At 44.0% G+C, this 24,414-nt stretch carries 18 protein-coding genes, 21 tRNA genes, 3 rRNA genes and 1 riboswitch; of the genes, 10 read left to right on the forward strand and 32 right to left on the reverse strand.

Going from position 1 to position 24,414, the window contains the following annotated elements; genetic code table 11:
- The first annotated feature begins 64 nt into the window (after nt 1-64).
- Nucleotides 65-289 carry a membrane protein insertion efficiency factor YidD gene (gene yidD / locus MHI16_RS14005; RefSeq protein ID WP_061409234.1) on the forward strand — a complete coding sequence of 75 codons (225 nt, stop codon included), beginning with the start codon at nt 65-67 and terminating at the stop codon, nt 287-289.
- A 1-nt stretch (nt 290) separates the two neighbouring features.
- Here the strand turns inward: yidD and MHI16_RS14010 are convergent, their stop codons facing one another.
- Nucleotides 291-857 carry a carbonic anhydrase gene (locus MHI16_RS14010; RefSeq protein WP_061409236.1) on the reverse strand — a complete coding sequence of 189 codons (567 nt, stop codon included), beginning with the start codon at nt 855-857 and terminating at the stop codon, nt 291-293.
- Between the two features lie 214 nt (nt 858-1,071).
- On the opposite strand from MHI16_RS14010, the gene MHI16_RS14015 reads away from it, so the two are divergent.
- Nucleotides 1,072-2,055: a zinc ABC transporter substrate-binding protein gene (locus MHI16_RS14015; protein ID WP_058014985.1), complete on the forward strand. Its 984-nt coding sequence runs from the start codon at nt 1,072-1,074 to the stop codon at nt 2,053-2,055.
- A 72-nt stretch (nt 2,056-2,127) separates the two neighbouring features.
- On the opposite strand, the gene MHI16_RS14020 is transcribed toward MHI16_RS14015, so the two are convergent.
- Nucleotides 2,128-2,370 (reverse strand): type B 50S ribosomal protein L31, encoded by a 243-nt coding sequence (locus MHI16_RS14020; protein WP_058014984.1) that lies wholly within the window; start codon nt 2,368-2,370, stop codon nt 2,128-2,130.
- A 175-nt stretch (nt 2,371-2,545) separates the two neighbouring features.
- On the opposite strand from MHI16_RS14020, the gene MHI16_RS14025 reads away from it, so the two are divergent.
- The 4 genes from MHI16_RS14025 (at nt 2,546) to MHI16_RS14040 (ending at nt 5,389) form a co-directional block, all read left to right on the forward strand.
- Nucleotides 2,546-3,877, forward strand: coding sequence for a cytochrome ubiquinol oxidase subunit I (locus tag MHI16_RS14025; RefSeq protein ID WP_003217550.1), 1,332 nt, complete (start codon nt 2,546-2,548; stop codon nt 3,875-3,877).
- A 21-nt stretch (nt 3,878-3,898) separates the two neighbouring features.
- Nucleotides 3,899-4,945, forward strand: coding sequence for a cytochrome d ubiquinol oxidase subunit II (locus MHI16_RS14030; protein ID WP_186306834.1), 1,047 nt, complete (start codon nt 3,899-3,901; stop codon nt 4,943-4,945).
- Nucleotides 4,946-5,013: 68 nt separating this feature from the next.
- Complete coding sequence (locus MHI16_RS14035) at nt 5,014-5,172, forward strand: DUF1540 domain-containing protein (protein WP_008360682.1); 159 nt, start codon at nt 5,014-5,016, stop codon at nt 5,170-5,172.
- Nucleotides 5,173-5,197: 25 nt separating this feature from the next.
- Complete coding sequence (locus MHI16_RS14040) at nt 5,198-5,389, forward strand: hypothetical protein (protein ID WP_058014981.1); 192 nt, start codon at nt 5,198-5,200, stop codon at nt 5,387-5,389.
- 105 nt (nt 5,390-5,494) lie between these two features.
- Here MHI16_RS14040 and menC read toward each other — a convergent pair whose 3' ends face one another.
- From menC to MHI16_RS14070, 6 genes are all read right to left on the reverse strand, one after another.
- Nucleotides 5,495-6,619 (reverse strand): o-succinylbenzoate synthase, encoded by a 1,125-nt coding sequence (gene menC / locus MHI16_RS14045; RefSeq protein ID WP_058014980.1) that lies wholly within the window; start codon nt 6,617-6,619, stop codon nt 5,495-5,497.
- A complete protein-coding gene (locus MHI16_RS14050) occupies nt 6,620-8,068 on the reverse strand; it encodes an o-succinylbenzoate--CoA ligase (protein ID WP_058014979.1) in 1,449 nt (482 codons plus the stop codon).
- A gap of 71 nt (nt 8,069-8,139) precedes the next feature.
- Complete coding sequence (gene menB, locus MHI16_RS14055) at nt 8,140-8,958, reverse strand: 1,4-dihydroxy-2-naphthoyl-CoA synthase (RefSeq protein ID WP_044142129.1); 819 nt, start codon at nt 8,956-8,958, stop codon at nt 8,140-8,142.
- 14 nt (nt 8,959-8,972) lie between these two features.
- Entirely contained in the window at nt 8,973-9,797 is an 825-nt protein-coding gene (gene menH / locus MHI16_RS14060; protein WP_058014978.1) for a 2-succinyl-6-hydroxy-2,4-cyclohexadiene-1-carboxylate synthase, read from the reverse strand.
- On the reverse strand, nt 9,782-11,524 hold the full coding sequence (gene menD / locus MHI16_RS14065) for a 2-succinyl-5-enolpyruvyl-6-hydroxy-3-cyclohexene-1-carboxylic-acid synthase (RefSeq protein WP_058014977.1): 1,743 nt from the start codon (nt 11,522-11,524) through the stop codon (nt 9,782-9,784). Before menD ends, menH begins: the two co-directional genes overlap by 16 nt.
- Complete coding sequence (locus MHI16_RS14070; protein ID WP_058014976.1) at nt 11,517-12,935, reverse strand: isochorismate synthase MenF; 1,419 nt, start codon at nt 12,933-12,935, stop codon at nt 11,517-11,519. The genes menD and MHI16_RS14070 overlap by 8 nt, the downstream gene beginning before the upstream one ends.
- A gap of 382 nt (nt 12,936-13,317) precedes the next feature.
- On the opposite strand from MHI16_RS14070, the gene MHI16_RS14075 reads away from it, so the two are divergent.
- The 3 genes from MHI16_RS14075 to MHI16_RS14085 all read left to right on the forward strand — a co-directional run bounded on the left by MHI16_RS14075 (nt 13,318) and on the right by MHI16_RS14085 (nt 15,674).
- Nucleotides 13,318-14,256 carry a 1,4-dihydroxy-2-naphthoate polyprenyltransferase gene (locus MHI16_RS14075; RefSeq protein ID WP_058014975.1) on the forward strand — a complete coding sequence of 313 codons (939 nt, stop codon included), beginning with the start codon at nt 13,318-13,320 and terminating at the stop codon, nt 14,254-14,256.
- A gap of 120 nt (nt 14,257-14,376) precedes the next feature.
- Entirely contained in the window at nt 14,377-15,111 is a 735-nt protein-coding gene (locus tag MHI16_RS14080) for a TraR/DksA C4-type zinc finger protein (RefSeq protein ID WP_058014974.1), read from the forward strand.
- Between the two features lie 86 nt (nt 15,112-15,197).
- Nucleotides 15,198-15,674: a tryptophan-rich sensory protein gene (locus MHI16_RS14085; RefSeq protein WP_058014973.1), complete on the forward strand. Its 477-nt coding sequence runs from the start codon at nt 15,198-15,200 to the stop codon at nt 15,672-15,674.
- 80 nt (nt 15,675-15,754) lie between these two features.
- Here the strand turns inward: MHI16_RS14085 and MHI16_RS14090 are convergent.
- The 24 genes from MHI16_RS14090 to MHI16_RS14205 form a co-directional block, all read right to left on the reverse strand.
- Nucleotides 15,755-15,826, reverse strand: a tRNA-Glu gene (locus tag MHI16_RS14090).
- Nucleotides 15,827-15,833: 7 nt separating this feature from the next.
- A tRNA-Ser gene (locus MHI16_RS14095) sits at nt 15,834-15,924 on the reverse strand.
- 3 nt (nt 15,925-15,927) lie between these two features.
- Nucleotides 15,928-16,002 (reverse strand) — tRNA-Asn (locus MHI16_RS14100).
- Between the two features lie 6 nt (nt 16,003-16,008).
- Nucleotides 16,009-16,085 (reverse strand) — tRNA-Ile (locus MHI16_RS14105).
- A gap of 17 nt (nt 16,086-16,102) precedes the next feature.
- Nucleotides 16,103-16,176, reverse strand: a tRNA-Gly gene (locus tag MHI16_RS14110).
- A gap of 11 nt (nt 16,177-16,187) precedes the next feature.
- Nucleotides 16,188-16,263 (reverse strand) — tRNA-His (locus tag MHI16_RS14115).
- A gap of 27 nt (nt 16,264-16,290) precedes the next feature.
- A tRNA-Phe gene (locus MHI16_RS14120) sits at nt 16,291-16,363 on the reverse strand.
- A gap of 18 nt (nt 16,364-16,381) precedes the next feature.
- Nucleotides 16,382-16,458, reverse strand: a tRNA-Asp gene (locus tag MHI16_RS14125).
- A 48-nt stretch (nt 16,459-16,506) separates the two neighbouring features.
- Nucleotides 16,507-16,583, reverse strand: a tRNA-Met gene (locus MHI16_RS14130).
- A gap of 23 nt (nt 16,584-16,606) precedes the next feature.
- A tRNA-Ser gene (locus MHI16_RS14135) sits at nt 16,607-16,699 on the reverse strand.
- Between the two features lie 7 nt (nt 16,700-16,706).
- A tRNA-Ile gene (locus MHI16_RS14140) sits at nt 16,707-16,783 on the reverse strand.
- 4 nt (nt 16,784-16,787) lie between these two features.
- Nucleotides 16,788-16,861 (reverse strand) — tRNA-Met (locus MHI16_RS14145).
- A 24-nt stretch (nt 16,862-16,885) separates the two neighbouring features.
- Nucleotides 16,886-16,958: transfer RNA gene (locus MHI16_RS14150), tRNA-Ala, on the reverse strand.
- Between the two features lie 7 nt (nt 16,959-16,965).
- Nucleotides 16,966-17,042: transfer RNA gene (locus MHI16_RS14155), tRNA-Pro, on the reverse strand.
- 7 nt (nt 17,043-17,049) lie between these two features.
- Nucleotides 17,050-17,126 (reverse strand) — tRNA-Arg (locus MHI16_RS14160).
- Between the two features lie 11 nt (nt 17,127-17,137).
- Nucleotides 17,138-17,223, reverse strand: a tRNA-Leu gene (locus tag MHI16_RS14165).
- Nucleotides 17,224-17,235: 12 nt separating this feature from the next.
- Nucleotides 17,236-17,307: transfer RNA gene (locus MHI16_RS14170), tRNA-Gly, on the reverse strand.
- A 30-nt stretch (nt 17,308-17,337) separates the two neighbouring features.
- Nucleotides 17,338-17,420 (reverse strand) — tRNA-Leu (locus tag MHI16_RS14175).
- A gap of 8 nt (nt 17,421-17,428) precedes the next feature.
- Nucleotides 17,429-17,504 (reverse strand) — tRNA-Lys (locus tag MHI16_RS14180).
- A gap of 37 nt (nt 17,505-17,541) precedes the next feature.
- Nucleotides 17,542-17,617 (reverse strand) — tRNA-Thr (locus tag MHI16_RS14185).
- Between the two features lie 33 nt (nt 17,618-17,650).
- Nucleotides 17,651-17,726: transfer RNA gene (locus MHI16_RS14190), tRNA-Val, on the reverse strand.
- A gap of 481 nt (nt 17,727-18,207) precedes the next feature.
- A 5S ribosomal RNA gene (gene rrf, locus MHI16_RS14195) occupies nt 18,208-18,323 on the reverse strand.
- A gap of 61 nt (nt 18,324-18,384) precedes the next feature.
- Nucleotides 18,385-21,315 (reverse strand): 23S ribosomal RNA (locus MHI16_RS14200).
- A gap of 182 nt (nt 21,316-21,497) precedes the next feature.
- Nucleotides 21,498-23,046: ribosomal RNA gene (locus tag MHI16_RS14205) — 16S ribosomal RNA — on the reverse strand.
- The 16S, 23S and 5S rRNA genes sit together here with 21 tRNA genes alongside, the layout of an rRNA operon.
- A 392-nt stretch (nt 23,047-23,438) precedes the next feature.
- Nucleotides 23,439-23,540, forward strand: a riboswitch (TPP riboswitch).
- A gap of 98 nt (nt 23,541-23,638) precedes the next feature.
- Between MHI16_RS14205 and thiT the strand changes: the two genes are divergently transcribed.
- Nucleotides 23,639-24,214: an energy-coupled thiamine transporter ThiT gene (gene thiT, locus MHI16_RS14210; protein ID WP_058013867.1), complete on the forward strand. Its 576-nt coding sequence runs from the start codon at nt 23,639-23,641 to the stop codon at nt 24,212-24,214.
- Nucleotides 24,215-24,414: the final 200 nt, after the last annotated feature.

The following is a 24,414-nucleotide window of genomic DNA, read 5'->3' on the forward strand; positions in this document are numbered from 1 at the left end:
TATAAAACTTTCCTTCCTTGTCCTTTTTTCTTATACTGTGAAAGACAGACAAGGAGGAACCTTTATGAAACAAATTTTTATCGGCATCATACGCTTTTATCAAAAATGTATTTCCCCTCTTACACCGCCTAGCTGCCGGTTTTACCCAACATGCTCAAATTATGGGTTAGAAGCGATCAAAACGCATGGCGCTTTAAAAGGCGGCTGGCTCACCATCAAACGGATATTAAAATGTCATCCGCTCCATCCTGGCGGCATCGATCCTGTCCCGCCGAAAAAGGAAACATAACTTACTTTTTTTCATATCCGTTGACGACTACGTCAAGCTTGCCAGTTCCAGGATCAATTACAAGACCGTGCACAGGGACATTTGATGGGAGAAGCGGGTGATTTTTCACAACGGACACACTGTCCTTCACGCTCTCTTCAACCGAACTAAAGCTTTTGAGCCACTGTTTAAAATCGATTCCTGAGTATTCCAGTACTTCAATCCGTTTTTCTGGGATACCACGCTCAATGGCTTTGTTTAAAAGTGTCTGGCTGTCTATTTTGCTCATACCGCAATCATGATGCCCGATGACATAAACCTCGTCAGCATTTAATTCGTAAACAGCCACTAAAATGCTTCGCATAATACTTCCAAATGGATGAGAAACAAGAGCACCAGCACTTTTAACGATCTTGATATCTCCATTTTTCATGTTCATTGCACGTGGAAGCAGCTCGACAAGCCTTGTATCCATACATGACAGAATGACAGCTTTTTTCTGTGGAAACTTCGTTGTTGTAAATTCTTCGTATTTCTTTTCTTCAATAAATTGTTGATTATATTCGATGATTTCTTCTAAAAGTTTCATACGTTGTCCATTCCTTTATCTTTTTTTAAAAATAAATATAGCATAATGTGAGAAATTTCGTCACGTTTTGCAGCACATTTTTTTAAAAGGAAACATCTGCTGATGAAATTTTTTTATTTTTCTCTTTTCAAATCGTAATTATTACGATACAATAACTCAGGACATTAAATCGTAATCATTTCTATCTAATAGATTGAGAGGAGACATTTTCCACATGAAAAAAATCTTTTATATGTTAACAGCTGCTTTATTTGCGATCGGTCTTGCCGCTTGCTCAAGCAGTGCGGGGACAAATGCTTCAAAAGGAAAAGCAGACGGAAAACTGACCGTTTACACCACCATTTTCCCGATTCAAGATTTCACTGAAAAAATTGGCGGTTCTCATGTTCATGCGCAAAGCGTGTACCCTGCCAATGCAGATGCACACAGCTTTGAACCAAGTTCAAAAACGATGGTTGAAATGGCTGAAGGAGACGCCTTCATCTACAGCGGCACAGGCGCTGAAGCATTCGCTGACAAAACCGCTTCTACGTTAAAAGACCAAGGCGTGAAAACAGTCAAAGCAGCCGAAGGCATCAAATTGTTATCGACAAAAGAAGAGCATTCACATGAAGAAGGCAAAGATCACGATCATGAAGAGGAAGATCATGAACATGATGGACACGATCACGGAGATAAAGATCCTCATGCATGGTTAGACCCTGTTTATGCACAGCAAATGGCGAAAAACATTAAAGATACACTCGTTTCATTAGATCCAGATCATAAAGACGAATACACAAAAAACTATGAAAAACTAAAAAAAGATTTGCAATCGCTAGATCAAGAGTTCAACACAACGTTATCTAAAGCAAAACATAAAGAAATCCTTGTTTCGCATGCAGCCTACGGTTATTGGGAAAAGCGCTACGGCATTGAACAAATCAGTGTATTAGGGTTATCCGCTTCTGAAGAGCCTTCACAAAAGCAGCTCGAAAGCATTGTCCAAAAAGCTGAAAAGCATCACATTCAATATGTGATTTTTGAAAACAACGTCAGCAGCAAAGTCTCAGATACGATCCGCAGTGAAATTGGGGCAAAAAGCCTCACACTTAAAAATTTAGAATCTATTACTGAAGATGATGCAAAAAAAGGTGAAAGCTACGTCAGCTTAATGAAACAAAATCTAAAGACCTTAAAAACCGCTTTAAATGATTAATTGTTAGGCCCGGGTGATCTCCCGGGTTTTTTGCTGTAAAAAAGCACACCATTGTAGGGTGTGCTTTTTTTATTACATTTGATACTTTTTCTTAAACAACTCGGCTCTTCCGCCTTTTTCTCCGAATTTTTGGCGTCCTGTATAAAAAGGATGCGTATCAGAGCTTGTTTCTACTTTAATGACAGGATACGTTTTCCCATCTTCCCATTCTACTGTCTCATTAGATGACTTTGTCGATTTACTCAAAAAGCGGTAACCGCTGTTTACGTCCATAAATACAACATCATGTGAGGTTGGATGAATATCTCTTTTCAATGTCAAAACTCCTTTCGTTATCAAAACGTAATGATTACGCTTTATATTTATATTCTACTCCCTCTTTTACAACATGTCAAAAATCAAGCTTTCTTAGTCAGGAAGAATAATCTAAAAATGGTGGAGAATAATAACATCATGAAAAAGAGAAGCGATAAGAAAGGCGGAGAAAAAATTGACTGATCTCGTTTTAGCTAGAAGCCTGTTCGGCACAACCATGGGCTTTCATATTATTTATGCCTCGCTTGGCGTTGGCATCCCGCTAATGATTTTGTTAGCTGAACTCATCTTCCAAAAAACGAAGGACCCTCACTATGCTGTCATGGCGAAACGGTGGACGAAAGCGCAGGCTGTCTTGTTAGGTGTCGCCATTCCAACAGGCACGATTGCAGGCACCCAGCTCGCTCTTCTATGGCCAGGTTTTATGGAGGTCATCGGAAAGGTCATGTCACTGCCATTTCAGATTGAGATTTATGCGTTCTTTATTGAAGCATTATTTATGTCTATTTATGTGTACGCAGCGGACCGCCTATCACCTGCTATGCGCATCATTACCGTTATTTTTGTCGTGATTGGCGCAGCCGCTTCAGCAATTCTGATCACAAACGTACATGCATTTGAAGGTACCCCTGCTGGCTTTCAAATGGTCAATGGAGAAATTACGAATATCGAGCCTTGGAAGGCCTTTTTCAATCCTAGCTTTGTCGTAACTGCAACACATGTCGTGCTGTCTGCTTTTACAACAGGTGCTTTTGTGATTGCATCAGTGGCAGCTTTTAAAATGCTTAAAACAAGAAAGAATGAGAAGCTCTATACGTTTCATCGAAAAGCTCTTTTTCTTGGACTTATTGTAGGAGGCCTCTTCTCATTTCTTACGGCCATAAATGGTCATGAGTCTGCTCAGCTTCTGTATGAATATCAGCCTGAAAAGTTAGCTGGTGCTGAAGGTTTATTTGAAACACAATCACATGCACCTCTCGCAATAGGTGGTTTTACTGATGCCGATTCAAAGGAAATTAAAGGAGCAATTGAAATCCCTTGGGCGCTTAGCTTTTTGGCAGGAAATAGCTTTGATACGGTGGTCAAAGGCTTAAATGATTTCCCACGTGACGAGTGGCCGCCTTTATTTATTCACACATTATTTAATGGCATGGTCATTATTGGCTCAGTCCTCATTTTGTTTGCGGTATTAGCACTGCTTTACCGTAAAATTTTGAAACGCGAACATTATCCGAAGTGGCTCCTTTTTCTTTACTTATTCGGCGGGCCCCTTAGTCTTTTGGCTATTGAGTTTGGCTGGATCTTTGCATGTACAGGCCGTCAGCCATGGGTCATTTATCGAATGCTCAAAACCTCAGAGGTCGTCACATCATCAGGCTCAATCGGTACGCTCTTTATCCTTTTTGCCATTGTCTACCTCATCTTAGGCATAGCAACTGTGATTGTGCTGACGTACTACTTTAGAAAACATTCGATTGAAGAAGACCTACGGTTAACAGAATCTTAAAAAGGAGCGATCTAGATGCAAATGGATGTGACAACTGATGCACTCATTGCAATCACCATCTTATGGGGGTTCGTTTTTATCTATGCAGTGATGGCATCAATGGATTTCGGCGCAGGATTTTGGTCCATGATTTATATGAATAAAGAACAAACAAAGGCCGCTAATATCGCAAATAAGTATCTTTCTCCAACATGGGAAGTAACTAACGTATTTATTGTGGCAATTGTTGTTGCGTTGTTTAGCATGTTTCCAGGAGCGACCTTTGTCCTTGGTACTGTTTTATTAATACCCGGCAGCATCATATTATTACTTCTTGCACTGCGAAGCGGGTTTCTTGTGTTTTCTCATTCTCTACCTAAAAAATACCGAAAAGCAGTGACTTACATTTCAGGGATTAGCGGCTTTATCATTCCATCGATCCTGATCATGGTTCTTCCGATTACTCATGGTGGATTTATCTTTGAGGAGAACAACAATTACTCATTAGATCTTGGACTGGTCTTTACGAGTGCAAATGTCTATTCTTTTGTCGGTTTTGCCATTTTCAGCACCCTTTTTCTTTCGTCATTGCTTTTAGCTGATTTCTCGAATGTGGCTGATGAAGATGAAGCTTACAGTATTTATAGAAGAGGAGCGCTCATTACGGGCCCGCTTTCACTCATGATGGCCTTTTTCATCATGCTGACATTAAGAAGCGAGGCAAATTGGCTGTTCACAAAAATGATGCAGAACATCCCTATTCTTCTTGTATCACTCCTGATGTTTTTGCTAGCAGGGCTGGCTCTATATTTACCAAATAGCCGGTTTAAGCATCGAAAAGGCCGGCCGCGTTTAGCTGTCATTGCGATTACCCTTCAATATTTTTTAGCAAGCTACGTGTACGGACGTGCCCATTTGCCTTATATGGCCTATCCAGATATTACAATCATGTCTGGTTTTACTGACCCTGTGACATTTAGAGCATTATTTATCACGTATATTGTAGGTTTTATCATCTTATTTCCTGGGTTCTATTTCTTCTGGAAATTGTTTATGAAGGATAAGCGCTATATTCGCCAGGAAGATTAACGTGAATGGATGAGGTTCATTTCGGTTACATTATAGAAGAAAGACATACTCAAAAGGAGGTCATCTGTATGAGTCAAAAAATCCTTTGTGAAGTTAATAACTGTTCCTATTGGAATGCTGGAAACCGCTGTGGGGCAGATGCAATCTATGTCGTCAGCCACACAGGAAATACGGCTGAAAAAAGTGAAGAAACGGATTGTAAAACGTTTAAACCACAAGATCTTTAAGTCTCATTTAAGGAGGCGCTTCACATTGAAATACGATCGGCTGCTTCAAACGTTTTTTGACGAAATTCATGACGCGGACGAAGCCGCATTTTATCAAGCAGCTCACTCCTTTTTAAACCTTTGGGATTATGAATATGGCCCTGCAGCAGACATGCCAACTGAAATGAATCACTATATTGGACAGCTTGCTTATGACAGCGAACTGGTAGAAGAGTAAGAAAGAGCGGTGACCCGCTCTTTCTTTTTTTTGAGACAGGAAGGAAAAACTTTCTCTCACTATATATAGATTTTATCGGATGTGCAAAAGGTGAATACCTCATTTTCACATCACAAAATCATGTTTTGTAAACACGTCAATTTTATCTGAAAAAGAACGAAGCGCTTGATAATCCACTTCTACTCCCATTCCTGGGGAACGAGGTACCTCAATAAACCCATTTTCAACCTTGATTTCAGGAAAAATGATATCCTGCTCCCAATATTTTGACGAAGCTGAAATATCACCTGGAATTGTAAATTGCGGAAGTGAAGCAAGTGCCACGTTCTGGGCGCGGGAAATGCCTGTTTCAATCATTCCTCCGCACCATAACGGAATTTGATGCTCCTTACTGAATGTATGGATTTTAAGGGCTTCTGTCAGCCCTCCAACTCGTGAAGGCTTCACATTGATAATTTGACAGCTGCCAAGCTCTACAGCTTTTCTAGCATCATCTAAAGAACAAATACTTTCATCCAAACATATCGGTGTTTTTAAATGCTTTTGCAAATGGCGATGGTCGACGATATCATCTGCAGCTAATGGCTGTTCAATCATTAATAAACGAATGTCATCGAGCTGCTTGAGCTTGCTAATATCCTTTAACTCATAAGCAGAGTTTGCATCTGCCATTAATGGAAGGTGAGGGAAAGACTCTCTAATTTTTTTAAGGAGACCAATATCCTGTCCCGGCTTAATTTTCACCTTCACCCGCTGATAGCCTTGGTCCACAAATTGTTGTATTTGCTTCAGCATATCATCAACGGGTCCTAACCCCGCCACAACACCAGAAGGTATTCTATCCTTGGTGCCGCCTAATACATCTCGTAACGATTTATTCTCTCGCTTCGCATAAATATCCCAAACAGCCGCTTCAATTCCCGCTTTCGCCATCTTATTCCCTTTAAATTGATACAGGCTGTCTGGTATTTCTGAAGGGTGTGTAAAGGTGCGTGTCAGCACATTTGGTATAAAGAAAGCTCTCAGCATATGGTAACAAGTTTCAATGGTTTCTTCTGTATACCAAGGAGAAGAAAAAGCTGACACCTCTCCCCAACCAGTCAATCCCGTTTGATCTTTTACCTCGACAATAATAAACTCACGCTCCGATATGGTCCCAAGACTTGTGGTAAATGGCTGCTTGAGCTTCATCGTGACATGATATAAAATCACTCGTTCAATTTGAATCATCTAAAAACCCCTTTTGACTCTGAGTCTGTGCCTCTGCAATTTATTCGACGCATTTCTTGGCAGCTCGTCCACAAAGTGAAAAGCGGCAGGCCATTTATATTTTGCTAGATGCGACTCACATAAAGCATAGAGCTCATTCTCCGGTATTTTATGGTCTGTGACAAGAAAGGCAGCCGGTACCTCTCCCCATCTATCATCATACATACCCGTCACTCCGGCTTCCTTTACATGCGGATGTGCTAACAGGACCGCTTCAATTTCAGCAGGATAAATATTCTCACCGCCAGAAATAATTAAATCTGAACGGCGGTCAAGCACAAATAAAAATCCCTCCTCATCCACATAGCCAATATCACCCGTTTTCAGCCAGCCTTGATCAAAGGCAGCCGCGGTCGCCTCTTCACGGTAAAGGTACCCTTTCATGACATTTGCCCCTTTCACCATAATTTCGCCATGCTCAAAAGGACGACAAATGCGTGTACCATCTTGAATTTTCAGCTCACACCCAAAAAGGGGTTTTCCCGCTGATCCAAGTTTCTCTACACTAAATTCAGGCGCAAGGGTCACAATTTGTGAACAGGTCTCTGTCATGCCATACGATTGAAACACAGGGAAGCCTTTCTCTTTGCTTTCTTGAAGCATCGCAAAAGGCGCAGGCCCTCCGCCTAATAAAAGACAGCGCAAAGAAGACGGACATTCTTCCAGTCTGCTTAATAAACGGGATAACATCGTTTGAACAACAGATATCATCGTCACACGATGCTGTTCAATAGAACCTTTTACTTCATCGACATCAAACTTCTGATGGAGTACGACAGTCATCCCATAAATCACAGACTTAAATAAAGCGGATAATCCGCTAATATGAAAAAGAGGCAGTGCAATAAGCCAGCGGTCATCCTCTCTGATGCCCATATTGAGTACAGAGGAAACAGCACTATGGAAATGATTGCCAAATGTTTGCTCGACCCCTTTTGGGCGTCCTGTTGTACCAGATGTATACATGATCGTCGCTGTTTCATTTAAATCAAATTCGCTTTCGATTTTCTTTACATTCTCTTGCCCTTCTTCAGGTAAAGTCTCCATTGTATAAACGGGTATTTCACCCTTATGATCACTGGCATAAACAGGTTCAGTAAATAAAGCGGCTGCTTTTGCATCTTCAAGTTGATAGCGTCTTTCGGCTTTTGTTAACTTATTGTTCAATAGCACGATTTTGAATCCTAATGACAAACAAGCATGAACAAGCATCACCATTTGAGGATGGTTGTTCATCAGAAGACCAACCGTTTCCCCTTTTTTTAATGATGTTTGTGCCAGTCTATTGGAAAGCTCATTGACTTCATCAGCTAAATCGCGGAATGTCCATTTTTTATCCTGATAAATGAGCGCGACTCTTTCTGGTGTTAAATAAGCACGGTGCAGCAGCCAATTTGGTTGCTTCATCATGACACCTCCTTTTTGTAAAAGAAAACAGCTTAGTCTGATGCACTAAGCTGTTTTTCATCGATATGATTGAATCAAGGGAAACGCGGGAACTGACCGAAGTCCGGCTTGCGTTTTTCCTTAAAGGAATCGCGGCCTTCTTTTGCTTCATCTGTTGTGTAATAAAGAAGTGTCGCATCTCCTGCAAATTGTTGAATTCCAGCTAATCCATCCGTATCTGCATTAAATGCAGCCTTCAAGAATCGTAAAGCAGTCGGGCTCTTTTCTAGCATCTCCTCACACCACTTCACGGTTTCCTCTTCAAGCTGCTCTAATGGTACAACTGTATTGACAAGTCCCATATCAAGCGCTTCTTGTGCATTGTATTGACGGCATAAGTACCAGATCTCTCTCGCTTTCTTATGACCTACAATACGTGCAAGGTAGCCTGAACCATAACCAGCATCAAAGCTGCCTACTTTTGGACCAGTTTGTCCAAAAATCGCATTATCTGCTGCAATTGTCAGGTCACACACAATATGAAGAACGTGCCCGCCGCCGATTGCATAACCAGCAACCATCGCAACAACAGGTTTTGGAATCACACGAATCAAACGCTGTAAGTCAAGTACATTTAGACGCGGAATTTGATCGTCTCCTACATAACCGCCATGACCGCGTACTTTTTGATCTCCACCAGAACAGAATGCTTTGCCGCCAGCACCTGCAAGTACGATCACACCTACATTCGAATTATCACGAGCACGTGAAAATGCATCAATTAATTCACTCACAGTTTTTGGTGTAAACGCGTTATGTACATGTGGACGATTAATCGTGATCTTTGCGATCCCATTGTACGTTTCATATAAAATTTCGTCATATTGACGCTCAGTTTGCCATTCAATAGCCATCAATAGTTCCTCCTCTAATCTTGCGTAATAAACTCACTTACTATTTTACCAAAAAAATGTGGTTGTTCCACATGAACTGTATGCCCAGCCTGCTCAGCCAATATAAATTGACTGCCTTCAAGCTCCTGCTGCATACGTGCGGCGATATTGCAGAACTTTTCATCAAGCGCTCCGCAAATCAACAAAACAGGTAATTTTATATGCTTTAATGCCTTCCAAACAGAGGGCTGCGAACCTGTTCCTATGCCTTCTAAGCTGCGAGCCAGTCCAAGTGGATTGGCTTTCAGCCTTCCCTCTCTTAGTTGAGCCTGCGTGTCAGCTGATAAAGTTCTTTGCGAAGCAAACAGTGGAATACTCTCCCAAAAATCCACAAACTTCACTAAACCTTCATGTCTCATTTTCTGAGCAAGCTGATGATCATGCTTGAGTCTTGCCATCCGCTCTTTAAACGTGCGAAGCCCTGGAGAGGTACTCTCTAGAATCAATTTGTTGACTCGCTCTGAATAACGAGTGGCAAATGATAAAGCAATACGTCCTCCCATAGAATATCCGAGAATATTCACTTTGTGAAGCTTTAATTGGTTTAAAATCTCTGCAAGATCTGCCAGCTGATGCGACATCGCATATCTTCTTATACTTTCTGGTGAGTCCGTGCGGCCATGTCCAAGCAAACTGACTTGAATCAATCTCGTATTCTCCATATAAGCATTCAAGAACGTCCAAGAAGCCGCGCTTCCAGTGAAGCCATGTAGGCATAACGTGGCATTCTCACCTGATGGATTTTGATCCACCACCTCGTACGCCACACCATCACGCATCCGTATTATGAAAGAAGACATTCTTTTTTCACTTCTTTCAATATGTCATCCATCATTTGACGATGCTTGCTTGCACGAGAATGCCGATCTGTTTCAATTTCAATTAAATGAAGTCCAGGCTCTTCTATATGCGCCTTGTAGACATCATGGAATTCTTGTTTCGTTGACGGTTTCGCATAGGTTCCCCCATACAGCTTCGAAGCATACTCAAAATTCAGTCCAGTCGGTGTACCAAAGAGTTTTTCATAATACGGTTCCTCAGACGCCTGCGGAAGGAAAGAAAAGATGCCTCCTCCATCATTGTTTAAAAGCACAACCGTCAGTGGAATGTCCATCAACTTCGCTGCAAGGAGGCCATTCATATCATGGTAAAATGATAAATCTCCAATCACTAAGGTGACCGGCTGTTTCAAAGCTGCGTACGTGCCAAGTGCTGTAGACACAACGCCATCAATACCGTTTGCTCCTCGATTCGCCATCATTCGAAAAGGCTTCAATTGCGCTTCAAAAAATGTATCCACATCACGAATCGGCATACTATTTCCGATAAAAAGGACACTCTCCTTCGGCAATAGATGCTGAAGCTGACGGTACACATTCCCCTCAAATGACAGATCCTCATCAGAATAATGGGCAGCATGCGTTCTGAATGATGAATTAGCATCCTGCCAGCGCTTTAGAAAACTTGTATCCTCACGTTGATCCGCTCTATTGACTACTTCATCTACAAAAGCTGCCACATCACTTTCAATGACGTATGAAGCACTCAGCCCAGGATCTCGAAAACCTCCAGCAGCATCAACAACAATCTGATTGACATCCACATGTTTTTCCAACCACTTGAATAAAGGCTTAGACACAGGCATCGGTCCAAAACGAATGACCATATCCGGCAATAGGTGCTGCTGCAATGCTTCATCTTTCAATAAAGAATCATACGCATCAATAATAAGATCTGCCTGCTCATGACCATTTCGTAAATGAGAAAGCGGGTCCGCTAAAATCGGCATATGCAAGGCTTTTGAAAGACGTAACACTGCCTCTTTTTCTTTCTGAGTATGAAGCTCACCACACACAATCAGTCCCTTTTTGGAACGGTTCATGCCCGTCACAATTTCAGATATCGCATCACAATTTGGGAAAGCCTGTCCTGTAGCTAATACTTTTTTCCGGTCTGTTTCTTCTCTCTCGAAAGGATCAATAGACAAATCAGGAAGCAATGGTTCTCTCAGAGGGACATTGATTTGTACAGGTCCTTTCGGCTCTTGCATCGACATATGATTTGCTCTTGCCGCAGCCGTCTGAACATAGCGCAACATCGTCTGACTGTCTTCTGGCAATGCTAAGTCTGTGAACCATTTAACAAACTTACCGAATAAGAATTGCTGATCAATCGCTTGAGGTGCCCCAACTTCCCTCAATTCGTGCGGCCGATCAGCAGTTAAAACAATAAGTGGGACACGGGAATAATGTGCCTCTACAATGGCTGGGTAAAAGTTAGCTGCTGCTGTACCTGATGTACAAATAAGCAGCACTGATTTTTGACTTGCTTTTGCAAGACCAAGCGCATAAAAAGCAGCAGACCGTTCATCCACTAATACATGGACATTGATGTCTTGGTGGGCTAGAGCCAGCATTGCAAGCGGGGTCGAACGAGAACCTGGACAGACAACGGCCTCTTGTACGCCGCCTTGGACAAATTCATCCATCAATCTGCCAATATATGTTGTCATGATTTGATTATTCAATAGGACGACCTCCAAGGGCAGATAGCATTGGTCTTAATTTCACTTGCGTTTCCTCGTACTCCTGCTTTGCAAGGGAATCCTCTACAATGCCGCAGCCAGCGAACAAACGAACATGGTCTTCCTCAATAAGACCTGACCGAATGGCAACAGCAAATTCTCCATTATCCTGAGAGTCAATCCACCCTACCGGCGCTGCGTACCAGCCACGTTTCAACGGTTCGATTTCACGAATGACCTCAACTGCCTTTTTCTTCGGATATCCACCTAATGCTGGCGTCGGATGGAGCTGTTCAATTAATGAAAAGAGAGAACAGCTGCTTTTAATTTCTCCCACAATCGGTGTAAACAAATGCTGAATGTTTTTTGTTTTATAAAGACTAGGTTGATTTGGTTTATGCACGCGAAGGCAATTGGCCTCAAATGCTTGCTCAATCATATTGACGACAATTTGATGTTCAATCAAATTCTTCTCATCATGCAGTAGCTCCTCGCCTAATGCTCGATCTTCCGCTTCATTTTTTCCACGAACAATCGAACCTGCTAAACAAGATGAAAAGACCTCTCCGCCGCTTTTTTTCACTAAGCGTTCCGGCGTAGCTCCGACAAATGCTTGTCTCCCCTGTTCAACCGCAAATACATAACTCGTTGTTTGATGCTTTAATAATTCTGATAACAGTGGAGCGAGTTCAATTTGATTTTTATAGTGAAGCAAGACTTCTCTTGCTAAAACAACCTTTTCATATTCGTTTGCACGAATGTGGTCTGTCGCTTCTTGGATCGCCTTCATCCATTTCGTCACATCTCGTTCTTCCATATGAACAAGTTCGGCTTGTCCATCATGTCTGAGCGGTAATGTTTCGAAATGAGAGGCTTTTTGTTCTAATTCTTGAATGAGCTGATGAACATTCCCGTCCACCTGCTTCCATTCATTGATCGTAAGGAACGTCCCTTCTTTCGAGACAGTAAGCATCATCGATGGCACAAAAAAATGAGCCTCGCCAAAAGCTTCCCAGTGACGCGCCTTCTCTTCAAACGGATCAAATGAGAATCCTCCAAATAAAAGCGGACCAACAGCCGCTTGCCTTAACTCCTTCTCATCATGAAAATGGAACATGTGCTGCTTCAGCTGTTCCCATTCTTGATGGACTGTATCAAATCGTTCCTTGCCTTGTTCAGATGATTTAATAACGGCCGCTCTGCCAAGTCCAGAAAATATCATTTGGCTTTCTGGATCAGACCAAAAAAAACGCTCGCCTAAAAAATCCGCTTCGCCGCTTTGGAAAAAGGCAAGAGGATCCAGATCGTCAACTCTTCTGGAGTAGCTTATCAAAACAGCATGGTTGACGTTATTCGCTTCTTCTAATGTCGCAAGCGCTTCCTGCCGGAAAGTACTTTGCACTGTTGTCACCATGATACATTCCTCCAAAATCCATGAAATAACATAAAAAAATAAAACCAAAATGAAAAAATACGTGAACATTCGAGTATGTCGAATGACCTGCTTTTCTATTATAAACCTTAACAGATGAACTTAGTAAAGAAAACAGCTTTTAAAACCTCGAATCCTTATTATATCACGCTTTCTAGATTTTTTCGCTCCTGCTTGTTGAAACGAGAGCATCTATAAGAAAAATGGAAAGTCTTGTTCTAAGATCAAGCTTTCTCTCGATATGGCAACGATTAGCAAACATCTTTTTCAGGTTTCATCGCATCAATATATTGACACCCTTTTGAACTTTGCTAAACTGGAATTTGGACGTGTACGTATTTTTTTATTTAAAGGAGTATATTTTATGCAGCATCAATCGATATCAGATCAGCTTTCACCGATTAAGCCTGATAAGAACTGGCGGATTTGGTGGAATTTACTACGACCGCATACATTAACAGCAGCATTTATTCCCGTTACTTTAGGAACTGTTCTCGCACTTCCAAGTGGTCAAATACATGTTGGGCTATTTTTAGCTATGCTGTTTGCATCTATGTTTATCCAAATCGCAACAAACATGTTTAATGAGTACTTTGATTATGTTCGCGGATTGGACAACGAGAAATCTGTCGGCATCGGCGGCGCCATTGTCAGAAATGGCGTGAAGCCTAAAACCGTTCTCGCCCTTGCTTATGCACTATTTGCGCTTTCTTTACTACTAGGGGTATATATTTGCATGATGTCTAGCTGGTGGATTGCACTGATAGGGCTCATTTGTATGGCAGCAGGCTATTTCTATACTGGCGGTCCTGTTCCTATTGCATATACACCGTTTGGAGAACTTGTATCAGGTGCCTTTATGGGATTAGGAATCATCCTGATCAGTTTCTATATTCAAACAGGCACACTGACGTCTAAAGCGGTTCTCGTCTCATTACCAATTTCTATTTTAGTTGGTGCCATCTTACTATCGAACAATATCCGCGATTTAGACGGCGATAAAGAAAATGGACGAAAAACACTTGCTATCCTTGCTGGGCGAAAAGCTGCAGTGAACATTTTACTTTCCATGTTTTTGCTCTCTTATGTACTTATTTTTGTTTATATCTTCACAGATATTGTCGGCCTTTGGAGCCTTCTTGTTTTACTCAGTGTCCCAAAAGCATATACAGCTATCAAAGAATTTAAGCAAAAAGAAAAACCAATTGAATTAATGAATGCCATGAAATCTACAGCACAAACCAATACATTTTTCGGTTTCCTGCTAACAATCGCTTTGATTTTACAGTACTATATTGCTTAACAAAGAACGCCTGCCCCAGCCGCAGGCGTTTTTTCATGAGGAATTGCTTCAAATTGGAACTAGTCTTACAGATAAAATTGCTCATACTAACATTATGTTTGATATGAAAGGATGATCGCTTTGTTGTCTAAAGACGAATTACATCATTTGAAGCAGCGACTTCTCAATGAAAAACACGAACTCGAAGCCAAAAGCCATGACGATGAACAAAAAGTATCATTTCCTTATGATTCTGTCGGAGATCTGTCAGCCTATGATAATCATCCAGGTGATCAAGGAACAGAGCTGTTCGAACGCGGGAAAGATATTGCGTTAAATAGTTTAGAACATGAACATCTGTTAGACATCAATGAAGCACTTCAAGCCATCACTGACGGCTCTTATGGACTTTGCAAGGTCTGTAAAGCCCCTATCCCAAAGGAACGTTTAGAAGCCTTGCCTAGTGCCGTCACATGCACAGAGCATTCAAAAGAACAAACCGTTTCACAAAACCGTCCAATTGAAGAGGATTTATTAAGTCCGCCATCAGGGCAATTCGAAAATGAAGAAAGTGCAGCCTACGATGGAGAGGATGCATATCAAGACGTAGAACGCTACGGAAACTCTGATACGCCGTCCGATATGGAATTTCCTCCATTGACATACGATGATGTGTACACTCAATCAGAAGATGAAGATTATGTCGAAGACTATGAAGGATTTGCAGCTGCTGATATTGAGGGCAAGGCAAGTATGGTGTATCCAAATAAAGCCCATGAAGCCTATGAAAAAGCATTGGACGAAGAAGGCGTCATGACCGTATTTGGTGATTTGAAGCCGTACGAAGAGGAACCTTATACAGAAGAAAATCATTAGTCCCCTCATAATGGGGGCTTAATGTTTATATCATGTAATGATTGGGAAATCACTTTAAGAGTGAATTTGATTGGAGGAGATTCTTAATGGCGAGAAAAAGTATCATTTGGGCAGTGGTTGTCTTTTTTATTACATACGCATTATTCTCTATTGCCGGATTCTTGTTCCCGATTGACAGAGAGTGGTATGATGCATTAAATAAACCTGAATGGACACCAAGTGGTGGTGTAATTGGTGCTGTATGGGCTATCTTATTTGCTCTTATCTCGTTGTCCGCAGCGATCATTTATGGAAAGTACGGATTTCAAAAAATCACCTTACCATTTTGGATTCTTTTTCTTTTAAATTATGTATTTAATCAAGCCTTTAGTTTTTTTCAATTTACACAAAAAGATTTATTTGCTGCTACAATCGATTGCCTTCTTGTAGCACTGACAGCACTTGCTCTTGTCATCGTCTCGCGTAAACTAAGCAAAGTCGTTCCGATTTTACTAATTCCTTATGTCTTATGGGGCTTCTTTGCAACTTACTTGTCTTATACGATCTATTCCATGAACATGTAAAAAAGGACCGCTATAATGGCGGTCTTTCTTTTTTTGAAGAAAATAAAAAAAGAGATCTTTGACAAGATCTCTTTTAAATATGACCCGTACGGGATTCGAACCCGTGTTACCGCCGTGAAAGGGCGGTGTCTTAACCGCTTGACCAACGGGCCAGATAAATGGCGGAGAAGGAGGGATTTGAACCCTCGCGCCGCTTGCGCGACCTACACCCTTAGCAGGGGCGCCTCTTCAGCCACTTGAGTACTTCTCCATTTGGCTCCGCAGGTAGGACTCGAACCTACGACCGATCGGTTAACAGCCGATAGCTCTACCACTGAGCTACTGCGGAATATCATGGTGGGCCTGAGTGGACTCGAACCACCGACCTCACGCTTATCAGGCGTGCGCTCTAACCAGCTGAGCTACAGGCCCATGAATGGATATACAAATGGAGCGGGTGATGGGAATCGAACCCACGACATCAGCTTGGAAGGCTGAGGTTTTACCACTAAACTACACCCGCAAAAATATGTATGGGGCGATTGATGGGAATCGAACCCACGAGTGCCAGAGCCACAATCTGGTGCGTTAACCACTTCGCCACAACCGCCATACTATCAATATTTTTTTATAAAAGTGGCTCGGGACGGAATCGAACCGCCGACACACGGATTTTCAGTCCGTTGCTCTACCAACTGAGCTACCGAGCCATGTATTCATTTTAAAAATGGCGGTCCGGACGGGACTCGAACCCGCGACCTCCTGCGTGACAGGCAGGCATTCTAACCAACTGAACTACCGGACCATTTTGGTTGCACTCAATGAGCACTCCCTATTGGTGTATAAAATAATTTGGTTGCGGGGGCAGGATTTGAACCTGCGACCTTCGGGTTATGAGCCCGACGAGCTACCGAACTGCTCCACCCCGCGATGATATAAGGTTTTAAAAAATATGGCGGAGGAAGAGGGATTCGAACCCCCGCGGGCTTTGACACCCCTGTCGGTTTTCAAGACCGATCCCTTCAGCCGGACTTGGGTATTCCTCCGTATAGATGGTGGACCTTGTAGGACTCGAACCTACGACCGGACGGTTATGAGCCGTCTGCTCTAACCAACTGAGCTAAAGGTCCTTTATAGCGGCGGAGGGGATCGAACCCCCGACCTCACGGGTATGAACCGTACGCTCTAGCCAGCTGAGCTACACCGCCATGATCAAAATAATCTTTTAAAAGTGGAGCCTAGCGGGATCGAACCGCTGACCTCCTGCGTGCAAGGCAGGCGCTCTCCCAGCTGAGCTAAGGCCCCATAAAGATGGTCGGGAAGACAGGATTCGAACCTGCGACCCCTTGGTCCCAAACCAAGTGCTCTACCAAGCTGAGCTACTTCCCGATCTTAATGGCGCGCCCGAGAGGAGTCGAACCCCTAACCTTTTGATCCGTAGTCAAACGCTCTATCCAATTGAGCTACGGGCGCTTATTTTATAATGCCGAGGGCCGGACTTGAACCGGCACGGTAGTCACCTACCGCAGGATTTTAAGTCCTGTGTGTCTGCCAATTCCACCACCCCGGCGTGGATGGTATAAGCGGAAGACGGGATTCGAACCCGCGACCCCCACCTTGGCAAGGTGGTGTTCTACCACTGAACTACTTCCGCATTACAGGATTTCTTTATTTTATTTGGCAATGCGGGTGAAGGGACTTGAACCCCCACGTCATAAAGACACTAGATCCTAAGTCTAGCGCGTCTGCCAATTCCGCCACACCCGCATGAAACATGGTGAGCCATGAAGGACTCGAACCTTCGACCCTCTGATTAAAAGTCAGATGCTCTACCAACTGAGCTAATGGCTCGCTTTAAAAGCGACTTGTCTATCTTACCATATGAAAGTGGTGCCGGCAAGAGGACTTGAACCCCCAACCTACTGATTACAAGTCAGTTGCTCTACCAGTTGAGCTACACCGGCTTTATCTATCCTAACATTATGTAAGAATAAATATGGTGGAGGATGACGGGCTCGAACCGCCGACCCTCTGCTTGTAAGGCAGATGCTCTCCCAGCTGAGCTAATCCTCCACTATGTAGGAATCTCTCGATCCGACAAAGATTATTATATACAGGTTTTCATCATTTGTAAAGGCTATATTAAAAAAATTTTATTTCAATTTTCATTACGTATTTCTTTTAACAAATGACCATTATTTCTTCTATTAAAACAGCGTGATCTAACGTTCATCACTTAAACTTCTCCACTCTATATTCTCTTTAAAAACGGGCAATTCCTTCATAAATATTCGCTTCTCACATTAGATACCATGTGGTCCGTATTAGAATTATCTACTATTATCAATTCAGAGCTTTTCTATCATCTATTAATCTAACTCTTTACTGGTTATTTCATAGTTAACTGGAATACCCGATCTCATTTTTAAAGTGTTTCACATGCCTGTAAATGCGCTTGTTTGTTAAAACGTTCATCAAACAAGTGCAATCAGCAGCATATTTTCTCAAGAAGCACAAAAAAGACCAGTTCCATACGGAACTGATCCTTAGAGAAGCTTGGCGGCGTCCTACTCTCACAGGGGGAGACCCCCAACTACCATCGGCGCTGAAGAGCTTAACTTCCGTGTTCGGTATGGGAACGGGTGTGACCTCTTCGCTATCGCCACCAAACCTGATGGAGAGAATGTTCTCTCAAAACTAGATAACAATGTTCAAACTTCACATTAGAATAAAGGTTAAGTCCTCGATCTATTAGTATCTGTCAGCTCCACGTGTCACCACGCTTCCACCTCAGACCTATCAACCTGATCATCTTTCAGGGATCTTACTTCCTTGCGGAATGGGAAATCTCATCTTGAGGGGGGCTTCATGCTTAGATGCTTTCAGCACTTATCCCGTCCGCACATAGCTACCCAGCGATGCCCTTGGCAGAACAACTGGTACACCAGCGGTGCGTCCATCCCGGTCCTCTCGTACTAAGGACAGCTCCTCTCAAATTTCCTGCGCCCGCGACGGATAGGGACCGAACTGTCTCACGACGTTCTGAACCCAGCTCGCGTACCGCTTTAATGGGCGAACAGCCCAACCCTTGGGACCGACTACAGCCCCAGGATGCGATGAGCCGACATCGAGGTGCCAAACCTCCCCGTCGATGTGGACTCTTGGGGGAGATAAGCCTGTTATCCCCGGGGTAGCTTTTATCCGTTGAGCGATGGCCCTTCCATGCGGAACCACCGGATCACTAAGCCCGACTTTCGTCCCTGCTCGACTTGTAGGTCTCGCAGTCAAGCTCCCTTGTGCCTTTACACTCTGCGAATGATTTCCAACCATTCTGAGGGAACCTTTGGGCGCCTCCGTTACATTTTAGGAGGCGACCGCCCCAGTCAAACTGCCCACCTGACACTGTCTCCCTGCCCGATAAGGGCAGCGGGTTAGAAGGTCAATACAGCCAGGGTAGTATCCCACCGATGCCTCCACCGAAGCTAGCGCTCCGGTTTCCAAGGCTCCTACCTATCCTGTACAAGCTGTACCAACATTCAATATCAGGCTGCAGTAAAGCTCCACGGGGTCTTTCCGTCCTGTCGCGGGTAACCTGCATCTTCACAGGTACTATAATTTCACCGAGTCTCTCGTTGAGACAGTGCCCAGATCGTTGCGCCTTTCGTGCGGGTCGGAACTTACCCGACAAGGAATTTCGCTACCTTAGGACCGTTATAGTTACGGCCGCCGTTTACTGGGGCTTCAATTCGCACCTTCGCTTACGCTAAGCGCTCCTCTTAACCTTCCAGCACCGGGCAGGCGTCAGCCCCTATACTTCGCCTTACGGCTTCGCAGAGACCTGTGTTTTTGCTAAACAGTCGCCTGGGCCTATTCACTGCGGCTTCTCGGGGCTTTAACACCCTAAGAAGCACCCCTTCTCCCGAAGTTACGGGGTCATTTTGCCGAGTTCCTTAACGAGAGTTCTCTCGATCACCTTAGGATTCTCTCCTCGCCTACCTGTGTCGGTTTGCGGTACGGGCACCTCTCACCTCGCTAGAGGCTTTTCTTGGCAGTGTGGAATCAGGAACTTCGCTACTAAATTTCGCTCGCCATCACAGCTCAGCCTTCACGGGAAACGGATTTGCCTATTTCCCAGCCTAACTGCTTGGACGCGGATATCCAATACCGCGCTTACCCTATCCTCCTGCGTCCCCCCATTGCTCAAATGGTGAGGAGGTGGTACAGGAATATCAACCTGTTGTCCATCGCCTACGCCTTTCGGCCTCGGCTTAGGTCCCGACTAACCCTGAGCGGACGAGCCTTCCTCAGGAAACCTTAGGCATTCGGTGGACGGGATTCTCACCCGTCTTTCGCTACTCATACCGGCATTCTCACTTCTAAGCGCTCCACCAGTCCTTCCGGTCTGACTTCACAGCACTTAGAACGCTCTCCTACCACTGTTCGTAAGAACAGTCCGCAGCTTCGGTGATACGTTTAGCCCCGGTACATTTTCGGCGCAGAGTCACTCGACCAGTGAGCTATTACGCACTCTTTAAATGGTGGCTGCTTCTAAGCCAACATCCTGGTTGTCTAAGCAACTCCACATCCTTTTCCACTTAACGTATACTTTGGGACCTTAGCTGGCGGTCTGGGCTGTTTCCCTTTCGACTACGGATCTTATCACTCGCAGTCTGACTCCCAAGGATAAGTCATCGGCATTCGGAGTTTGACTGAATTCGGTAACCCGGTAGGGGCCCCTAGTCCAATCAGTGCTCTACCTCCGAGACTCTTACCTTGAGGCTAGCCCTAAAGCTATTTCGGAGAGAACCAGCTATCTCCAGGTTCGATTGGCATTTCACCCCTACCCACACCTCATCCCCGCACTTTTCAACGTGCGTGGGTTCGGGCCTCCATTCAGTGTTACCTGAACTTCACCCTGGACATGGGTAGATCACCTGGTTTCGGGTCTACGACCACGTACTCATGCGCCCTATTCAGACTCGCTTTCGCTGCGGCTCCGCATCTTCTGCTTAACCTTGCACGGGATCGTAACTCGCCGGTTCATTCTACAAAAGGCACGCCATCACCCTTTAACGGGCTCTGACTACTTGTAGGCACACGGTTTCAGGATCTATTTCACTCCCCTTCCGGGGTGCTTTTCACCTTTCCCTCACGGTACTGGTTCACTATCGGTCACTAGGGAGTATTTAGCCTTGGGAGATGGTCCTCCCGGATTCCGACGGAATTTCACGTGTTCCGCCGTACTCAGGATCCACTCTGGAGAGAACAACATTTCAGTTACAGGGCTGTTACCTTCTTTGGCGGGCCTTTCCAGACCTCTTCGCTTATATCGTTCCTTTGTAACTCCGTATAGAGTGTCCTACAACCCCAAGAGGCAAGCCTCTTGGTTTGGGCTGTTCCCGTTTCGCTCGCCGCTACTCAGGGAATCGCATTTGCTTTCTCTTCCTCCGGGTACTTAGATGTTTCAGTTCCCCGGGTATGCCTTCTCATACTCTATGTATTCAAGTATGGATACTACTCCATTACGAGCAGTGGGTTTCCCCATTCGGAAATCTCCGGATCAAAGCTTGCTTACAGCTCCCCGAAGCATATCGGTGTTCGTCCCGTCCTTCATCGGCTCCTAGTGCCAAGGCATCCACCGTGCGCCCTTTCTAACTTAACCATTTCTTACTTTAGAAAGAATCACTATGTGTGATGAACTTTGCATTGCATTCAATGTGAATGTATTACTTATTGTTATCTAGTTTTCAAAGAACAATCCTGTCTCGCTAGAGACATGTTTTGAAGGAATGATCCTTCAAAACTAAACAAGACGAAAACGCACGCTGCTCCATATATCCTTAGAAAGGAGGTGATCCAGCCGCACCTTCCGATACGGCTACCTTGTTACGACTTCACCCCAATCATCTGCCCCACCTTCGGCGGCTGGCTCCATAAAGGTTACCTCACCGACTTCGGGTGTTGCAAACTCTCGTGGTGTGACGGGCGGTGTGTACAAGGCCCGGGAACGTATTCACCGCGGCATGCTGATCCGCGATTACTAGCGATTCCAGCTTCACGCAGTCGAGTTGCAGACTGCGATCCGAACTGAGAACAGATTTATGGGATTGGCTAAACCTTGCGGTCTCGCAGCCCTTTGTTCTGTCCATTGTAGCACGTGTGTAGCCCAGGTCATAAGGGGCATGATGATTTGACGTCATCCCCACCTTCCTCCGGTTTGTCACCGGCAGTCACCTTAGAGTGCCCAACTAAATGCTGGCAACTAAGATCAAGGGTTGCGCTCGTTGCGGGACTTAACCCAACATCTCACGACACGAGCTGACGACAACCATGCACCACCTGTCACTCTGTCCCCGAAGGGAAAGCCCTATCTCTAGGGTTGTCAGAGGATGTCAAGACCTGGTAAGGTTCTTCGCGTTGCTTCGAATTAAACCACATGCTCCACCGCTTGTGCGGGCCCCCGTCAATTCCTTTGAGTTTCAGTCTTGCGACCGTACTCCCCAGGCGGAGTGCTTAATGCGTTAGCTGCAGCACTAAGGGGCGGAAACCCCCTAACACTTAGCACTCATCGTTTACGGCGTGGACTACCAGGGTATCTAATCCTGTTCGCTCCCCACGCTTTCGCTCCTCAGCGTCAGTTACAGACCAGAGAGTCGCCTTCGCCACTGGTGTTCCTCCACATCTCTACGCATTTCACCGCTACACGTGGAATTCCACTCTCCTCTTCTGCACTCAAGTTTCCCAGTTTCCAATGACCCTCCCCGGTTGAGCCGGGGGCTTTCACATCAGACTTAAGAAACCGCCTGCGAGCCCTTTACGCCCAATAATTCCGGACAACGCTTGCCACCTACGTATTACCGCGGCTGCTGGCACGTAGTTAGCCGTGGCTTTCTGGTTAGGTACCGTCAAGGTGCGAGCAGTTACTCTCGCACTTGTTCTTCCCTAACAACAGAGCTTTACGATCCGAAAACCTTCATCACTCACGCGGCGTTGCTCCGTCAGACTTTCGTCCATTGCGGAAGATTCCCTACTGCTGCCTCCCGTAGGAGTCTGGGCCGTGTCTCAGTCCCAGTGTGGCCGATCACCCTCTCAGGTCGGCTACGCATCGTCGCCTTGGTGAGCCATTACCCCACCAACTAGCTAATGCGCCGCGGGTCCATCTGTAAGTGACAGCCGAAACCGTCTTTCATCCTTGAACCATGCGGTTCAAGGAACTATCCGGTATTAGCTCCGGTTTCCCGGAGTTATCCCAGTCTTACAGGCAGGTTACCCACGTGTTACTCACCCGTCCGCCGCTAACATCCGGGAGCAAGCTCCCTTCTGTTCGCTCGACTTGCATGTATTAGGCACGCCGCCAGCGTTCGTCCTGAGCCAGGATCAAACTCTCCGAAAAAGTACAAAACCGAAGTTTTGTTTTTCGTCAGCGTTTGACTGACTACCTATGATATATCATAGGATTTTTTTATAAAAACTCGAATTAACAGGTACGTTTTGTCTTGTTTAGTTTTCAAAGATCATCTTCGTCGTCTCTCAGAGGCGACTTTATTAATATAACATTCTATCAAGTTGAAGTCAACAACTTTTTTCTTTATGTTATTTAATAACCGCGCTGTTTTAGCGGCGAATACAAATATAACACCTTTTGAGAGAGGAAACAAGTATTTTTTCTAAATAATTTATTTTTCCTTATCTCTTCCTATATAATCATACAAAAATTGATTGTAACAGGAATTCTCTATTGTTGATCCTGAAGGTCTTTAGTATATTTATAATAGAAGAAAACTAAATAACCGCAGGGGGAGCTTTGTGCTGAGAGTGAACACTCGTTGTTCTGACCCTTTGAACCTGTCAGTTAATACTGAAGTAGGAATGTGGATTCTATTGAATACATGTGGTGTATTCAACTCGATATGTTTTTCTATGAATAACATACTCATCCTTACACGGTCTCTCCTTGCTCAATTCATGAAAAGGGAGATTTTTTTATGCAGCAATCAAATCAATTGGTACGACTGATGGAAATCGCAATTATGACTTCACTTGCACTAGTATTAGATTACTTATCAAGTCTCTTTTTAAGAATGCCAAACGGCGGATCTCTTGCGCTGATTATGATACCCGTCATTCTTATGTCTATTAGATGGGGAATATCAACCGGGTTTATCATTGGTGTGCTTATTGCAGGCCTTCAGCTGATGAATGGCCCTATTATCGCTACACCAGTTCAAGGATTTCTCGATTATTTCGTCGCATCTGTTGTCATTTCCCTAAGCGGCCTCTTTGCTGGATTGATTAAAAAAGCCATTCAGGATCAAAAGCGAAAGCAGCAATTCTTCTATATTACCTTATCCGTATTTGTTGCAAGTTTCTTCAGACTGTTGACGTTCTTTATTTCTGGTGTTGTTTTCTTTTCTCAGTATGCACCAAAAGGAACACCGGGTTGGGTTTATTCTTTAATTTATAACAGCACATATATGGTTCCTTCATTTATTATTTGCAGTATTGTTCTTTGCATACTCATACCAAGTGCATCTCGTTTGGTTTTCCCTCACAAAAAATAACTGGCTGATTTCAGCTGGTTATTTTTTTATGCATAATTTGCCGCTCTATGGAATCTATTAATAGTAGAAGATTTCATGTTGGAGGTACGCCAATGAACCCTTACTCCATTATGCTGTGCTGTTATATTCTCAGTCTTGCTTATTTTTTGGCCGGTTTCTATGAAGCTTTAAAAATAGCAGGAATAAAAGGAAAAGTAGAA

Source organism: Bacillus sp. FSL K6-0923 (assembly GCF_038630825.1).
GTDB classification, from domain to species: domain Bacteria; phylum Bacillota; class Bacilli; order Bacillales; family Bacillaceae; genus Bacillus; species Bacillus pumilus.